Genomic DNA, 15,294 nt, shown 5'->3' on the forward strand with positions numbered 1-15,294 from the left:
AAATGAAGAGGATCTTTAGTTTTCTTATAATTTTCTTTTTGGGCTTTTCCATGATATATGCCCAAACAGGAGAAGATATCCTAAAAAACCTTGAACAAAAATGGAGCTTAGCAAGGGATATAAGTATGAAAATGAGCATAACAGTATACTCTTATTCAAGCAAGGGAGAAAGCTTACCTACAAAGATGTCTATGGAAATGAAAGCAATAAAAAATCCTGAAATATTAAGGATAGACTTTACAGAGCCAGCTCTCATGGCAGGACAGATCATTCTAATTGATGGGGAGAAAAAAATCACAAGGATGTATTCCCCTTCCACAAAACAAATAATTGAAGCGCCCTATACTATGACCCAAACCTCAACCATGTCTTTTTCAAGCCTTCCTATGGTAGGAAATAAAGAAGATTTTTCCCTTAAAGTAGAAGAAATTATAGATAAGAATCAAAAACTTTATAAAATTACAGGGGTACCGCTAAAGGCAGATTTAAAGGCTAATTATTCCTCCTTTGAGTTTTATATCACCAAGGATTATACCCCTATAAAGTTAATAGTTTATGATGTTCAAAATAGACCTTACATTGAAATAGCATGGCAGAATATTAAAATTAACTCCAATTTGTCTCCAAATACTTTAAGAACCTTTCCTCCAGGAAAGATAATAAAACAGAAAGAACCACTAAATTTCAATACAACTATGCCCTTCATGGCTCCATCAAAATAATGGGGAGGGGGTAAAATTAACCCCCTTCTTTATTTCTCATTTCTGTTAAAGCTACTGCAAAGGCTCCATAAAGACCTACATCTTCTCTTAACCTTGCTGGAACTATCTCTACTTTATCCGTAGGAACAAGAAAAACTCTTTTTTTAATGACCTCTTTTATTTTCTCAATTACATCTTCCCCAGAAAGTCCTACACTTCCACCTATGACTACTTTTTCTGGTGAAACTATGGTGATAATATTTCCTACACCTATTCCTAAATACTCCATGGCAGAATCCCAAATTTCCTTTGCTACCTTATCTCCCATAAGCATGGCTTCCCTGACATGTTTTGCAGTTAACTCTTCTCTTTCTGCCCACCCTTTTAATATGGTATCTTTATTGTGCTTAATCTCTTCCATTGCTCTTTTAGCAATAGCTGTTCCAGAAGAAAGAGCTTCTAAACATCCCCTATTTCCACAATTACATAAAGGTCCATCGGGAAGTATAGTTTGATGCCCTACCTCACCCGCACTATCTCTTACCCCATGAAGTAAACCACCATTAACAATAATTCCTCCACCTATTCCAGTGCTTACTGTGATATAGACCATATTTTTTACTCCTTTTCCAGCTCCAAAAAGGTATTCCCCTAAACAGGCAGCATTAGCATCATTATCCATAAAAATAGGAATTTTTAAACTCTCATAAAGATCTCTCTTCAAAGGGACTCCGTCCCATCCTGGAAGATTAGGTGGAGAGTATATTTCTCCCTTAATCCTATCTAAAGGTCCTGCAGTACCAATCCCAAGTGCTATTGTATCTTCAGTTTTTAACTTCAAAAGATTTAAAATTATATCTTCTAAAACTTTTCTATATCCCCTTTCAGCTTTTGTGGGAGATACAATTTTTTCCTCTAAGATTCCATCTTCCGTAAATCTTCCACAGGCAATTTTAGTGCCACCAATATCTAAGGCAAGATATCTTTTCATTCTCTATTTTTACCCCCTCCAAGTTTAAGAGGTATTTTTTAAATTCACTTCCAAGGGAAAAATTTCCTATACTACCATTACTCCTTACAACCCTATGACAAGGAACCACAATTAAAAAGGGATTACTTTTCATAGCATTACCCACAACCCTTTGAAGTTTACTATTACCAAGAAATTCTGCAATACCCTTATAACTTATAACTTTTCCATAAGGAATTTCTCTGGTAAATTCATAAATCTTTTTAAAAATAGGTGGAACTCTCTTTAAATCAATAATTAAATCTCCAAAATCCACCTTTTTACCTAAAAAGTAATCAATAAAAAGCTCTTTTCCTGGAAAGTCCTTTTCTTCTTCACACTTATATGTCCAATATATTCTTTTAATTACACTTTTTTCATATTCAACCATTATAAATCCGTTATTTACCCTAAGGGCCCCTTTCACTTTTAACCTCCTCTTTAGAAAGTATCCTTCTTAAAAATTTCCCTGTGTAAGATCGTTCATTCATGGCAACCTCTTCCGGAGTTCCTTCAGCTATAATCTCTCCACCTCTATCTCCACCTTCTGGTCCTAAATCTATGATATAATCTGCAGTTTTTATCACATCTAAGTTATGTTCTATAACAAGAACAGTATTTCCCTGATCTACAAGTCTATGAAGGAGATTTAACAACTTTTCTACATCAGCAAAGTGCAAACCTGTGGTGGGCTCATCAAGGATATAAAAAGTCTTCCCTGTACTTCTTCTGGAAAGTTCAGCAGCAAGCTTAATTCTCTGAGCCTCTCCTCCTGAAAGGGTTGTGGCAGGCTGTCCCAATTTTATATATCCAAGACCCACATCATATAGAGTTTCTAATTTTCTCCGTATGGAAGGAAAGTTTTCAAAAAATTTTAACGCCTCCTCAACACTCATCTCAAGAACATCAGCTATATTTTTTCCTTTATAAGTTATTTCTAAAGTCTCACTATTGTATCTCTTCCCTTTACATACTTCGCAAGGAATATAAATATCAGGCAAAAAATGCATCTCAACTTTTACCATCCCCTCTCCTTTACATGCCTCACATCTTCCACCCTTCACATTAAAACTAAACCTACCTGGTTTATAACCTCTCATTTTTGCTTCAGGAAGCTGAGCAAAAAGTTCTCTGATTTCGGTAAAAAGATTAGTATAAGTAGCAGGATTAGAACGAGGAGTCCTTCCTATAGGAGATTGGTCTATTACAATTACTTTATCAATATACTCTGTTCCTTTTATCTCATCGTAATACTCACTTTTTATCTTCTTTCCATGGATTGCCTTTTGAAGAGCAGGATATATGATTTCCTCCACAAGGGTACTTTTACCAGAACCTGAAACTCCAGTAAGACAAACAAAAGTTCCAAGAGGAATTTTTACATCTATATTTTTTAAATTTCTTGCCCTTGCTCCTTTAATCTCAAGCCATCTTCCCCCTACAGTTCTTCTCCTTTTGGGAATAGGTATATTCTTTTCACCCCTCAAATATTGAGCAGTAATAGAGGTAGGGTGTTTTAAAACTTCACTCAGAGGTCCTGCTACAACAATTTCTCCTCCTTTTTCTCCTGCTCCTGGACCAATGTCCACAATAAAATCCGCAGATCTCATTATTTCTTCATCGTGTTCCACAACTATCACTGTATTACCAAGATCTCTCAAACTCTTGAGGTTCTTAATTAATTTCTCATTATCTCTAGGATGCAAACCTATGCTTGGTTCGTCTAATACATATATGACTCCTACAAGTCCTGAACCAATCTGAGTTGCAAGACGAACCCTTTGAGATTCCCCTCCGGAGAGGGTATCTGCAGATCTATCAAGGGTAAGATAGTCAACTCCTACTTCAATAAGAAAATTTACTCTCTGAAGAATCTCTTTCAATATAGGAGAGGCAATTATTTTTTCCCTCCCATCCAAATTCAAATTTTCAAAGAAATTCTTTAGCTCAAACATATTCATCGCAGAAACTTCTGCAATATTTTTACCATTGACATAAACTGACAAGGCTTCTTTCTTAAGTCTTGTACCATTGCACACATTGCATGGAGAAAACACCATAAATCTTTCATAGAAATTCTTTACATCCTCCGACTCTGTTTCTTCATATCTTTTGTTAAAAATGTTTATTAAGCCTTCAAAATGTCTATAACCATCGATATCCCAGTCAGGAAAATGAACCTCAACAGCAAAGGGAACTCCGTACAAAAGTGCCTTTAATTGATTTTCAGTAAAGTACTTTAAAGGGGTATCAAGGTTAAAACCAAGCTTCTTTCCTACATTAGCAAGCAATATTTTATAATAAGGAGAGATTTCTTTACCCCACGGAATGATTGCACCTTCAGAAATAGATTTTTCATAATCTAAAATAAGATCAGGATCAAATTCTTTTTTACCTCCAAGTCCAGAGCAAGCAGGACATGCCCCATAAGGGCTATTGAAGGAAAAAAGTCTTGGAGTTATTTCTCCAAAACTAAAACCACATATAGGGCAAGAGAAATTTTCACTAAATATGTGCTCTTCGATTCTTCCATCCTCTAAGTATTCTTCTACTATAACAAGTCCTTCACTAAGTTTTAAAGCAAGTTCTATAGAATCGGAGAGTCTTGTTTTAATATCAGGTTTTATAACTAACCTATCTATAACTACAGAAATATCATGTTTCTTATTTTTATCTAATTCTATCTCATCCTCAAGACTATACATCTCACCATCAATTTTTACCCTTAGAAAACCCTCTTTCCTCAGGTTATCTAAAAGTTTCTTATATTCACCTTTTCTTCCCCTAACCAATGGTGATAATATTTGAATTCTTGTTCCTTCAGGCAATGCTAATATTTTTTCTACAATCTCTTGGGATGTTCGGGCAGAAATTTCTATACCGCAAAAAGGACAATAAGGTTTACCTATATTTGCAAAAAGAAGTCTGAGATAATCATAAATCTCCGTAACAGTACCCACAGTAGATCGCGGATTTTTTATAACGGTCTTTTGATCTATAGAGATGGCTGGTGAAAGCCCCTCAATAACGTCTACATCAGGCTTATTTAATTGCCCCAAAAACTGCCTTGCATAAGTAGATAAAGATTCCACATATCTTCTCTGTCCCTCAGCATAAATTGTATCAAAAGCAAGAGATGACTTGCCTGAACCACTGATGCCGGTGAACACTATTAATTTATTTCTTGGTAAATCTATATTTATATTTTTTAAATTATGCTCTCTTGCTCCCCGGATTTTAATATATTCACTCATAATTTTGTCTTCTTTCTCAATTCATTTTTTAACTCTTTAATCTGATCCCTTAAATATGCAGCCTTTTCAAAATCAAGTTCTGCTGCTGCCTCATACATCTCTTTTTCAAGCTGTCTTATTACCTCTTCAATTTCATCTATGGATAACTTCTTAGAGATTGCTCTGTAATCAGCTTTCTTTTCTGCTACTGCTTCAACAAAATCAAAGACCTCTTTTACTGGTTTCTTAATGGATTTTGGAATTATCCCATGAGCCTTATTATATTCCATCTGTATCTTCCTTCTTCTTTCCGTCTCTTGAATAGCCTTTCTCATGGATTCAGTGATTACATCGGCATACATTATTACTTTTCCATTTACATTCCTTGCAGCCCTTCCCATAACCTGAATAAGAGATCTTTCGGATCTCAAAAATCCCTCCCTATCTGCATCAAGAATTGCTACAAGGGACACTTCAGGAAGATCAAGCCCCTCCCTCAATAGGTTTATCCCCACAAGAACATCAAATTTTCCAAGCCTTAAATTCTGTAAAATTCCTGTTCTTTCTAAGGTTTCTATCTCAGAATGCAAATAAGTTACATTAATACCAAGATTTGAAAGATACTCAGCAAGATCCTCTGCAGTTCTCTTAGTAAGAGTAGTAACAAGTACTCTTTCTCCTCGAGCCACCACCTTCTTTATCTCAGATATCAAATGATCTATTTGTCCCTCAGTAGGATGTACTTCTATCTCAGGATCAAGAAGGCCAGTAGGCCTTATAAGTTGCTCTACAACCTGTTCTGAAACCGAAAGTTCAAACTCTGCAGGAGTAGCAGAAACAAAAATTACTTGTGGAACTCGCTCCCAGAATTCCTCAAAGGTTAATGGTCTGTTATCATAGGCAGAGGGTAATCTAAAACCATATTCTACTAAATTGTCCTTCCTTGACTTATCTCCATGGTACATGGCCCGGAGTTGAGGAATAGTAAGATGAGACTCATCAATAAATACAAGAAAGTCATCAGGAAAATAATCAAGAAGAGTGTAAGGAGGTTCTCCTGGCTTTCTCCCATCAAAATGCCTTGAATAGTTTTCAATTCCCTTGCAATAGCCCACTTCTCTTAAAAGCTCAATATCATATAGAGTTCTCGCTTCAAGCCTTTTTGCTTCCAGGAATTTACCCTGAGCTCTTAATTCCTCAAGTCTCTCTGTAAGTTCCCTCTTTATTGACTCTATAGCTCTTTCCATTTTTTCTGTAGGTGCTATATAGTGAGTTGCAGGATATATAAAAACCTCATTAAAATCAATAATTCTTTTCCCATTTAAAGGGTCAATCTCGGAGATTCTTTCAATATTATCTCCCCAGTACTCAACTCTTATAGCAGTCTCTCCCCCTATTGGAAATACCTCCACTATATCTCCCCTCACTCTAAATTTTCCTCGGGTAAATTCGTAATCATTTCTTTCATACTGAAGCTTAATAAGTTTTCTAAGCAAAGTCTCTCTTGGTAAATCTTCTCCTCTTTTTACTCTAAGAATCATCTCTGCATAATCCATAGGGGAACCTAAACCATAAATACACGAAACACTCGCAACTACTATTACATCCCTTCGGGACAACAAGGAACTTGTAGTACTATGTCTTAGTCTATCTATTCTATCATTAATGTCCGCATCTTTTTCAATATAGGTATCAGTCTGCGGAATATAGGCTTCAGGCTGATAATAATCATAATAACTCACAAAATATTCCACTGCATTATATGGGAAAAACTCTTTGAATTCACTATAAAGCTGCGCAGCAAGGGTCTTATTAGGCGCAATAACAAGGGTAGGCTTCTGAACATTTGCAATAATATTTGCCATGGTAAAAGTCTTTCCAGAACCAGTAACCCCTATAAGGGTCTGATATCTAAGACCCCTCTTAACTCCTTCAGTAAGCTTCTCTATTGCCTGAGGTTGATCACCACAGGGTTTAAATTCTGATACTAATATAAATCCACTCATACTCTACAGATTTTTATTATATATCATCCTATATATACTTAAAATCCTATTCTTAATCTGATTTTTAGTACTCTCTAAATCTTTATCGTTGTATATTACAAAGTCAGCTTTTTTAACCTTTTCTTCTATAGGGATTTGGGCTTTTATTCTCTTAATAGCCTCCTCCTGTGATATATTATCTCTTTTTATGATTCTTTCAAGTTGAATTTCAAAAGGAGCATATACAACCCAGATCTCATCAAACCAGTTTTCAATTCCAACTTCAAACAGAAGAGGAACCTCCACTGCAACTATCTCTTTATCCTTAAAATCTTCTAATCTTTTTTTTATTTCTGTAAGAACAGGAGGATGAAGAAGATTTTCTAATTTTTTTCTTTCCTTATCATCAGAAAAAATTATCTCTGCAAGTTTCTTCCTATTAAGTTGACCTTCTTCGAAAACCTTATCCCCAAAGATTTTTCTAATTTTCTCCAAATAGTAGGGATCTCTTTGAAGCTCTCTTACAATTTCGTCTGCACTAATAACAGGTATTCCAAGCTCCTTTAGAGTATTAATTACAAGGGTTTTTCCTGTACCAATGCCACCTGTTATCCCAATTTTATAGCTCATTTCAGCTCAGCCAGATTTTTACCCACTGAAATCTCAACCACAAGAGGAACAGAAAGTTCTACAACCTTTTCCATCTTTTCCTTTGCCATCAAAGGGGTAAACTCCATTTCTTCTTCAGGCACTTCAAGAATAAGTTCATCGTGAATCTGTAAAAGTATTCTTGACTTAAGATTTTTTTCCTCTATTTCTTTATAAATCTCTATCATGGCAAGTTTTATTATATCCGCCGCTGTTCCTTGAATAGGCGCATTTATAGCTATCCTTTCATAAGCATTCCTCACCTGCTTATTTATACTTCTAATTTCAGGTATATATCTTTTTCTTCCAAATAAAGTCTTTACATATAACTTTTCTCTTGCCTCATAAATAGTTTTATCTATAAAGAGCTTTACCCTTGGATAATGTTTAAAATATGAATCTATAAATTTTTCAGCCTCTTCCGGAGTGATACTTGCAGTTTCAGAAAGCCCAAAGGAAGAGATGCCATAAATAATTCCAAAGTTAACCGCCTTTGCCCTCGACCTCAAAAGATCATCTACTTCATCTTCAGGCACTCCGAAAATTTCTGCTGCTGTTCTTCTATGAATATCTTCACCCTTTTGGAAGGCTGATATTAATTTAGGTTCTTGAGAGAGGTGAGCCATAATTCGAAGCTCTATTTGGGAATAATCAAGAGATACAAAATAATATCCATCATCTGCTATAAAGGCTCTCCTTATCTTTCTTCCTTCCTCGCTTTTTATGGGAATATTTTGTAGATTGGGTTCACTACTACTTATCCTTCCTGTGGCTGTACCTGTGGGGTTAAATTTAGTATGAACCCTGCCTGTTTGTGAATTTATAAGATTAGGAATAGCATCTATATAAGTGCTTTTAAGTTTATATAACTCCCTATATTGGAGGATTTTTATCACAATAGGATGAGCATTCAGTAAATTTTGAAGCACCAAAGATGATGTAGAATATCCTGTTTTTCCTTTCTTGCCAGAAGGAAGCTTCAATCTCTCAAATAAAACCTCAGAAAGTTGTTTTGGAGAATTAAGATTAAACTTCATACCTGCAAGTTCATATATTTCCTCTTCCAATTTCTTAATTCTCTCACAAAATTCATCAGAGAGACTTTTTAAATACTCCTTATCTACCTTTATTCCCCATTTTTCCATGGAGTAAAGTACAGGAATAAGCGGTGTTTCTATATTAAAAAGCACAAATTCCAATTCTTCCTTTTTTATCCTTTCTTCTAGAATAGTTTTTAAAGGAAAGAGATAAGCAGCATACTTTTGAGGAATAAAAGAGGTCCTATTTAAATACTCTCTTATAAGTATGTCAAGGGAATGATTTTGTCTTTCTGGATTTAAAAGATAGGATGCGAGACTAACATCAAACACCTCCCCTTTTATTTTACAGTCCAGAAAATGTAGATCCCTCTGTATATAAGCTCCAATCTTTTTAATATTTTCGAAAGAAATAATATCTTTAACTTTCCCTTTAACTTCATCATTAAAGTCAAAGGAAGCTATAAAATATCCTTCTCCTTCCTTAAAGGAGATGGATATTCCTTCAAAGCCTTTTTCTCCAAGGCATTTAAAAGCAAAACAACCTTCCTTTTTTGCCTCTTCAAAATTGATTTCCTCTACATCTTTAATTTCTATATTTTCCCTTTCTTCAAGATCAGGAAAAAGTTTTTGAAGAATGCTTTTTAATTCATATCTTTTCAAAAATTCTATGAGTTTTTCATCCTTTTTTATTTCAAAAGGTTTAAGAACAAAATCTTTATCTATATTTTTTAATGTAACAAGCTCTAAATTTCTCTCAATAATATCCCAGTTTTTCTCAATAATCTCTCTTAAATCGCTCTCTAAGAACCTCACTTTATCTTTAAACTCTTCTAAAGTTGAGATCTTTTCAAGAATTTTTGATGCTTTCTTAGGTCCTATTCCGTTTATTCCAGGAATATTATCCGACTCATCTCCCACAAGGACCTTATAAAGAGGAATTTTTTTAGGCTCTACACCAAATCTTTCTTTAACAGCCTTTGGATCATAAATCGTAAACTCTGTGATTCCTCTTTGAGGATGTATTAAAAAAGTTTTATCAGAGACTAATTGTAAAAGATCTAAATCTCCGGAAAGAATATATTTTAAATCGTCCTTATACCTTTTTATTATAGTAGCAATGATATCATCAGCTTCATACCCAGGCTCCTCCAATATAGGTATATCATTTAACCTCAAAAATTCCCTTATCCAAGGAATTTGAGCTTTCAAATCATCTTTCATTGGTGGTCTTTTTGCTTTATATTCTTTATAGATAACATGCCTAAAGGTTGGCTCAGGTCTGTCGAAGGCAATACCTAAAAGATCAGGTTTAAAATCCTCTACAGCCTTTAAAAGTATCCTTATAAAACCATAAAGGGCATTGGTCAGCTCCCCATTTTTTGTCTTTAATGGGGGAAGGGCATAATAAACCCTATATATGATGCTGGACCCATCAATAACTAAAATCTTCTTAAGGGCTCTTTCTGTATTTTCTTGGAAAAGATCCCAAAGGGTTTTTTGTTCCATAGATTTTATATAAGCTTTTTCTCTTTTAAACTTACATAATCTTCATTATAAATGATAAGATGATCAAGAATCTCAAGTCCCAAAATCTTTCCAGCTTCAATTAACCTCTTTGTAAAGATTATATCATCCTCACTAGGAGTAAGATCTCCTGATGGGTGATTGTGGGCAAGAATTAACTTAGAAGAATTTTCTTGAAGAGCATATTTAAAGATCTCCCTTGGAGAAGCATATACAATATTTAAATCTCCCTTCGCAATAAGCCTTTTATTTAAGCATTTGTTTTTCACATCCATATAAATACAAAAAAGATGTTCCTCTTTTAGGTCAAACATATCTTCCTTAAAAATCAAGAAGGCATCGTGAGGATTCAAAATACTTTCTCCAAAATAATTCTTTTTTTCAGAAAATATTCTTCTTCCAAGTTCAATACTTGCCTTTATTTGAACCGCCTTTGTAATTCCAATCCCAGGATATTTAATAAGCTCCCCTATTCCTACCTCAGCAATTCTTTTCAAGCTTCCAAAATCAACTATTAAATTTTGAGCAAGTTCATAAACAGAGTAATTTTTATTCCCTGTCCTCAAAATGATAGCAAGAAGCTCAGCATCGGAAAGTGCTTTTTCTCCATAATTTAGTAATCTCTCTCTTGGTCTTTCTGACTTAGGAAAATCTTTAATCTTTCTTTTCTTCATCTTCAACAGCAGGAATTTTTTCTACATCTTCTGGTTTCAAATTCTCCTCTCTTGCAATGCTCTCAATTTCTCTTTGCTTCTCCAGAATTTTCTTTTCTAACCCTTCAATTTCTGTTATAAGATCAGCAAACAATTCCTTTCTTATTTCCTCATTATTTTTATGTAATTCATATAACTTTTCTCCAAGATTTCTCAAAAGACTGTCTTTATTTCCCTCAAGAATAAGAATATCTGCCTTTAATTTCCCAATCTTAGCAAGCTTAGCAGACTCTTTTCCAAGGGTTTTAGCCATCTCCGAAACTACCTCTCCAGCCTTTTGGGCGGTTTCTCCTGCTTTCTGAACCATAGATGCTATTTGAGGCTTTAAACTTTCCCACAGTTTTTTCCATCTATCTTCGGACATATTAATCACTCTCCTATAGAAGTAATTTTATTAGAAAGAAGATATATTCTTTTTATATTATACCTATCCATCACTGTCAACACGTAAGAATTTTCTAAGGCATCATAGGTATATGTAATCTTATAATGATCATTATTCTCATCTGAGTAAGGCATATTATTGTAAGGATTATTTGGGTACTCTCTGTTTGGTAAATAGTTCAGTATCTGCGCTTTTAACTCATTCAAACTATTTGCAATAGGATATTTTCCTTTATTGTCTGTAGAATACATTTCTACTGCAACCTGTATAGCCTTGAGAGCACTTTTTGCAGAACTTTCTCTTGCTTTCTCTAAATACATGGAATAACCTGAAACTCCTATAAGGGCAAGAATAGATATAATAACTATCACCACAAGAAGTTCAATTAAACTAAAACCCCCCTTATTCATAATTTTCAAGCTCCCATAAAAAATTTATAAAAAAGGGGCAAGAAATTTAATCTTGCCCCTTTTAAGTAAAAACCTTAACTTATACTTTATATTACTTTATTGTACCAGCGCTGGATACTTGGATTACAACTTTTTGGTTATCCTTCCCATATCCAGTGATTGTGTAAGAGGCATGGTCAGTGGATACTGTATAAACAATCTTATATGCGCTTTCACCACTGTCATTATTATTAGCAGTAAAACCATATTCTATATTTGTAGCAGGGTTGTTAGGGAATTTCCCTCCTGGTAAGTAATTGCCATTCTTTAGGGTGTAAATGTAGTCAGGATAATATCCTTGATTGTCAGTTGCATACATCTCAAGGGCTGTCTGTAGTGTTTTTACTGCGCTTCTTACTGCAGACTCTCTTGCCCTTTCAGTTGCTCCCATAAAGTTTGGAAGAGCTACTGCCGCTAAGATGGCAATGATCACAATAACCACCATCAACTCAATGAGCGTGAAACCTTTCTCTCTCCTCATCTTTCAGTCCTCCTTCCCCCACAATTTATTTTCCTTTTTGATTTATATTATACCCTTCTTAAATAAAAATCATTCATTTAGAATATTAAAGCCAACTAAAGCATCTCTCTCAATTTCTCTAAGGCACTTTTCAAAAGCCTTGAGACTTGACTTTGAGAAATTTTCAATATTTTAGCAACCTCAGTTTGGGTTAGATCTTGGTAGAAAATATATTCAATTATTTTTTTCTGTATTTCGGGAAGCTTTGATATTGCCTGTTCTAAAGCAATCTTCTCCTCAATAGGAAGTTTAAAAGATTCTAATCTCTCAGTTCTTATCCTATCCACCTCAATCTCTAAATCCTCAATAGACACTGTCATCATAGCTTCTTTAATTTTAAAAAGTTCATCTACTGATTCCACAGTAATATTTAAATGCTTTGCAATCTCCTCACAAGAGGGTGATCTATTTTCCTTTTCCCATACTTCTTTTATAAAATTATCCATTTTATTTATTAAGATCTTTACACTTCTTGGAATTTTTATTTTATCTATCTTATCCCTCAAATGATGTCTTATCTCTCCTAATACATAGTGAGAGATGTATGTAGAAAGTTCTCCTTTTTTAGGATCATAATTCTCAATAGCTTTTAAAAATCCCAAATATCCAATTTGTATCAAATCTTCCAGAGGTTCTCCATAAGAAGTAAATTTTGAAGCCCAGTATTGTATTAAATCATCAAAAACATTAAGAAGCTCCTCAAGAAATTTTTTATCTCCTGTCTCTTTATATTTCAACCAAAGGTCTAAAGCAGGCCTTATCATTTTATGTACTGGAACATGGTAAAAATAGGAAGATATAATGCAATTAACATCCCACCAACTATACCACCTACAAATACCATCATCAAAGGTTCAATAAGAGAGGTCAAACTTTCAACTGCTGCTGCAACTTCTCCTTCATAGAACTCTGCAATTTTGTTTAGCATTTGCTCCAAGGAACCTGATTCTTCTCCAATGGATATCATATGTACCACCATGGGAGGGAATACTTTTGTCTCCTTTAACACAGGAGCAATTCTTTCTCCTTCTCTTACTCTCTGCCTTGTTAAGTCTATGGCTTTTCTGAACACACTATTTCCTGCGGTCTGACCAGCAAGTTGAAGAGCCTGAAGTATGGGTACTCCAGTTCTTACCTGTGCAGCAAGGGTAGTTGCAAAATTCACCACAGAAGTTTTTTGGATTAATCCTCCAAAAACTGGAATTTTCAAGAGTATTTCATCTATCTTATCTTTTATCTTAGGATTTTTCCAAGCTCTTATAGCTCCAAGTATCAAAATTATTGTTCCAAGGAGGATTAAAAGTATATTACTGGTTATAAATTTACTCATCTTGAGAAGTACTAAAGTAGGCAATGGCAATTGGGCTCCCATACTCTCAAACATGCCTGCAAAGATAGGAACAAGAAAGGTCAACATACCAAATCCAGCCCCAATTGCAATAATAAGTACTATAACTGGATAGGTCATAGCTGATTTTATTTTTCTCCTTAATTCCTGTTGCTTTTCCAGGGTTACAGCAAGTCTCTCCAAAGTTTCATCAAGGGTTCCAGCAGACTCTGCTGCCTTTACCATATTAATATATAAAGGAGAAAACACATTAGGAAATTTTGCAAAAGCTTCAGAAAGGGAACTTCCTTCGTCTACCATTCTTTGAATTTCTTTTAAAATTTGCCTTAATGCCTTGCTTTCACTCTGTTCAGAAAGAATATTAAGACAGGTAGAAAGAGAAAGTCCTGCATTAATCATCGTGGCAAACTGTCTGGTAAATACTGTAAGGTCTGTTAATTTTACCTTACCAACCTTCTCCTTTTTAGGTGCTAATGTCAAACTGAAAAAAGAAGACGGCGTTCTTTTTTCCTCTATTCTTACAGGATACAAATTCATTCCCCTTAACCTTATAGCTACTTCTCTTATATTTTCAGCTTCATACTCTCCCGTGATAAGCTCTCCTTTCATATTTCGTGCCTGATAAACATAAACCTTTGCCATCTATCCCCTCACCTCCTCACTTCTCCCCCCAAAAGACGTATCAATTCTTCCCTATTTACCGCTCTTTCAAAGGCTACTTCTTGAGAGATAAGTCCCTTTTTCACAAGATCTGCAAGACTTTGATCCATAGTCTGCATTCCATATCTTCCACCCGTTTGAATCACACTATATATTTGGGGAGTCTTGCCTTCTCTTATGAGGCTCCTTACCGCTGGAATTCCAATTAAAATCTCTGTGGCAACAATTCTTCCTGTACCATCTCTTCTTGGTAAAAGCTGTTGAGATATAATACCTTGTATGACTCCTGAAAGTTGAAGCCTTATTTGTTGCTGTTGATGGGCAGGAAATTGGTCTACTATTCTTTCTATACTTTGGACCGCATCCACAGTGTGTAGAGTTGCCATAACCAAATGTCCTGTCTCTGCTGCAGTTATAGCTATAGCTGTAGTTTCTAAATCTCTCATCTCACCCACAAGAATCACATCAGGATCCTCTCTTAATGCAGATCTCAAAGCATTCGCAAAGGAATAAGTATCACTTCCTACTTCTCTCTGATTGACAATAGATTTTTTATGGGTATGCAAGTATTCAATAGGATCTTCAATGGTAATAATATGTCTGCTGAAGTTTGAGTTTATATAATCAATCATAGAAGCGAGGGTTGTGGACTTACCACTTCCTGTAGGGCCAGTAACAAGGATTAATCCCCTTGGGAGAGCAGCTAAATCTTTTAAAACAAGAGGAAGTCTCAGCTCTTCTATAGTTGGAATTTTCCAAGGTATCAATCTAAATACAGCAGCAAGACTTCCTCTTTGCCAAAAAGCATTTACTCTAAATCTTCCCTCCCCACTAATTCCCACTGAAAAATCTAATTCCTTATTTTCTTGTAATTTTTGTTTTTGCTCTTCGGTCAAAAGGCTAAAGACAAGTCTATAAGTTAGCTGAGGAGTTAAAACAGGATATTGGGTTTGAGGTATTAAATGTCCTTTTATACGGAAAACTGGAGGAACTCCAGAAGTTATATGTACGTCGGAAGCCTCTTTTTGAAGAGCGTTTTGAAGAATTTCAATTATGGAAAGATCATCTCTCATTATATT

Annotated in this window: 14 protein-coding genes; 1 reads left to right on the forward strand and 13 read right to left on the reverse strand. The window is 34.9% G+C overall.

Annotated elements, in window-relative coordinates; genetic code table 11:
- Window positions 1-2: 2 nt before the first annotated feature.
- Window positions 3-722, forward strand: a complete 720-nt coding sequence (locus ACP5QL_RS07555; RefSeq protein ID WP_012583253.1) for a LolA family protein — start codon at window positions 3-5, stop codon at window positions 720-722.
- 16 nt (window positions 723-738) lie between these two features.
- On the opposite strand, the gene ACP5QL_RS07560 is transcribed toward ACP5QL_RS07555, so the two are convergent.
- The 13 genes from ACP5QL_RS07560 to ACP5QL_RS07620 all read right to left on the reverse strand — a co-directional run bounded on the left by ACP5QL_RS07560 (window position 739) and on the right by ACP5QL_RS07620 (window position 15,288).
- Entirely contained in the window at window positions 739-1,692 is a 954-nt protein-coding gene (locus ACP5QL_RS07560; protein WP_428126567.1) for an ROK family protein, read from the reverse strand.
- Window positions 1,655-2,137 carry a methylated-DNA--[protein]-cysteine S-methyltransferase gene (locus ACP5QL_RS07565; protein ID WP_272996362.1) on the reverse strand — a complete coding sequence of 161 codons (483 nt, stop codon included), beginning with the start codon at window positions 2,135-2,137 and terminating at the stop codon, window positions 1,655-1,657. The genes ACP5QL_RS07560 and ACP5QL_RS07565 overlap by 38 nt, the downstream gene beginning before the upstream one ends.
- The gene (gene uvrA, locus ACP5QL_RS07570) at window positions 2,121-4,964 is read right to left on the reverse strand and encodes an excinuclease ABC subunit UvrA (protein ID WP_272996364.1); all 2,844 of its coding nucleotides are present in this window, start codon (window positions 4,962-4,964) and stop codon (window positions 2,121-2,123) included. The genes ACP5QL_RS07565 and uvrA overlap by 17 nt, the downstream gene beginning before the upstream one ends.
- The gene (gene uvrB, locus ACP5QL_RS07575; protein ID WP_012583249.1) at window positions 4,961-6,949 is read right to left on the reverse strand and encodes an excinuclease ABC subunit UvrB; all 1,989 of its coding nucleotides are present in this window, start codon (window positions 6,947-6,949) and stop codon (window positions 4,961-4,963) included. Before uvrB ends, uvrA begins: the two co-directional genes overlap by 4 nt.
- A 3-nt stretch (window positions 6,950-6,952) precedes the next feature.
- Entirely contained in the window at window positions 6,953-7,558 is a 606-nt protein-coding gene (coaE, locus tag ACP5QL_RS07580) for a dephospho-CoA kinase (protein ID WP_272996365.1), read from the reverse strand.
- Window positions 7,555-10,122 (reverse strand): DNA polymerase I, encoded by a 2,568-nt coding sequence (gene polA, locus ACP5QL_RS07585; RefSeq protein ID WP_272996367.1) that lies wholly within the window; start codon window positions 10,120-10,122, stop codon window positions 7,555-7,557. Before polA ends, coaE begins: the two co-directional genes overlap by 4 nt.
- A 5-nt stretch (window positions 10,123-10,127) precedes the next feature.
- Window positions 10,128-10,814 (reverse strand): RadC family protein, encoded by a 687-nt coding sequence (gene radC, locus ACP5QL_RS07590; RefSeq protein ID WP_012583246.1) that lies wholly within the window; start codon window positions 10,812-10,814, stop codon window positions 10,128-10,130.
- Window positions 10,795-11,217 carry a DUF47 family protein gene (locus ACP5QL_RS07595; protein ID WP_012583245.1) on the reverse strand — a complete coding sequence of 141 codons (423 nt, stop codon included), beginning with the start codon at window positions 11,215-11,217 and terminating at the stop codon, window positions 10,795-10,797. Before ACP5QL_RS07595 ends, radC begins: the two co-directional genes overlap by 20 nt.
- Window positions 11,218-11,222: 5 nt before the next feature.
- Window positions 11,223-11,648 carry a type II secretion system protein gene (locus ACP5QL_RS07600; protein WP_012583244.1) on the reverse strand — a complete coding sequence of 142 codons (426 nt, stop codon included), beginning with the start codon at window positions 11,646-11,648 and terminating at the stop codon, window positions 11,223-11,225.
- Window positions 11,649-11,739: 91 nt separating this feature from the next.
- On the reverse strand, window positions 11,740-12,168 hold the full coding sequence (locus ACP5QL_RS07605; RefSeq protein WP_424662438.1) for a prepilin-type N-terminal cleavage/methylation domain-containing protein: 429 nt from the start codon (window positions 12,166-12,168) through the stop codon (window positions 11,740-11,742).
- Window positions 12,169-12,263: 95 nt separating this feature from the next.
- Window positions 12,264-12,971, reverse strand: coding sequence for a sigma-70 family RNA polymerase sigma factor (locus ACP5QL_RS07610; RefSeq protein ID WP_428126580.1), 708 nt, complete (start codon window positions 12,969-12,971; stop codon window positions 12,264-12,266).
- On the reverse strand, window positions 12,968-14,197 hold the full coding sequence (locus tag ACP5QL_RS07615; protein ID WP_012583240.1) for a type II secretion system F family protein: 1,230 nt from the start codon (window positions 14,195-14,197) through the stop codon (window positions 12,968-12,970). Before ACP5QL_RS07615 ends, ACP5QL_RS07610 begins: the two co-directional genes overlap by 4 nt.
- 8 nt (window positions 14,198-14,205) lie before the next feature.
- A complete protein-coding gene (locus ACP5QL_RS07620) occupies window positions 14,206-15,288 on the reverse strand; it encodes a type IV pilus twitching motility protein PilT (RefSeq protein WP_273334273.1) in 1,083 nt (360 codons plus the stop codon).
- Window positions 15,289-15,294 lie beyond the last annotated feature (6 nt).

Source organism: Dictyoglomus sp. (assembly GCF_049968615.1).
Classification (GTDB): Bacteria; Dictyoglomota; Dictyoglomia; order Dictyoglomales; family Dictyoglomaceae; genus Dictyoglomus; species Dictyoglomus turgidum.

Bases quoted from the DNA above. Each gene is read 5' to 3' on its own strand.
- ACP5QL_RS07555 (WP_012583253.1), top strand. From the start codon at position 3: ATGAAGAGGATCTTTAGTTTTCTTATAATTTTCTTTTTGGGCTTTTCC.
- ACP5QL_RS07560 (WP_428126567.1), bottom strand. From the start codon at position 1,692: ATGAAAAGATATCTTGCCTTAGATATTGGTGGCACTAAAATTGCCTGT.
- uvrA (WP_272996364.1), bottom strand. From the start codon at position 4,964: ATGAGTGAATATATTAAAATCCGGGGAGCAAGAGAGCATAATTTAAAA.
- uvrB (WP_012583249.1), bottom strand. From the start codon at position 6,949: ATGAGTGGATTTATATTAGTATCAGAATTTAAACCCTGTGGTGATCAA.
- coaE (WP_272996365.1), bottom strand. From the start codon at position 7,558: ATGAGCTATAAAATTGGGATAACAGGTGGCATTGGTACAGGAAAAACC.
- polA (WP_272996367.1), bottom strand. From the start codon at position 10,122: ATGGAACAAAAAACCCTTTGGGATCTTTTCCAAGAAAATACAGAAAGA.
- radC (WP_012583246.1), bottom strand. From the start codon at position 10,814: ATGAAGAAAAGAAAGATTAAAGATTTTCCTAAGTCAGAAAGACCAAGA.
- ACP5QL_RS07595 (WP_012583245.1), bottom strand. From the start codon at position 11,217: ATGTCCGAAGATAGATGGAAAAAACTGTGGGAAAGTTTAAAGCCTCAA.
- ACP5QL_RS07600 (WP_012583244.1), bottom strand. From the start codon at position 11,648: ATGAATAAGGGGGGTTTTAGTTTAATTGAACTTCTTGTGGTGATAGTT.
- ACP5QL_RS07605 (WP_424662438.1), bottom strand. From the start codon at position 12,168: ATGAGGAGAGAGAAAGGTTTCACGCTCATTGAGTTGATGGTGGTTATT.
- ACP5QL_RS07610 (WP_428126580.1), bottom strand. From the start codon at position 12,971: ATGATAAGGCCTGCTTTAGACCTTTGGTTGAAATATAAAGAGACAGGA.
- ACP5QL_RS07615 (WP_012583240.1), bottom strand. From the start codon at position 14,197: ATGGCAAAGGTTTATGTTTATCAGGCACGAAATATGAAAGGAGAGCTT.
- ACP5QL_RS07620 (WP_273334273.1), bottom strand. From the start codon at position 15,288: ATGAGAGATGATCTTTCCATAATTGAAATTCTTCAAAACGCTCTTCAA.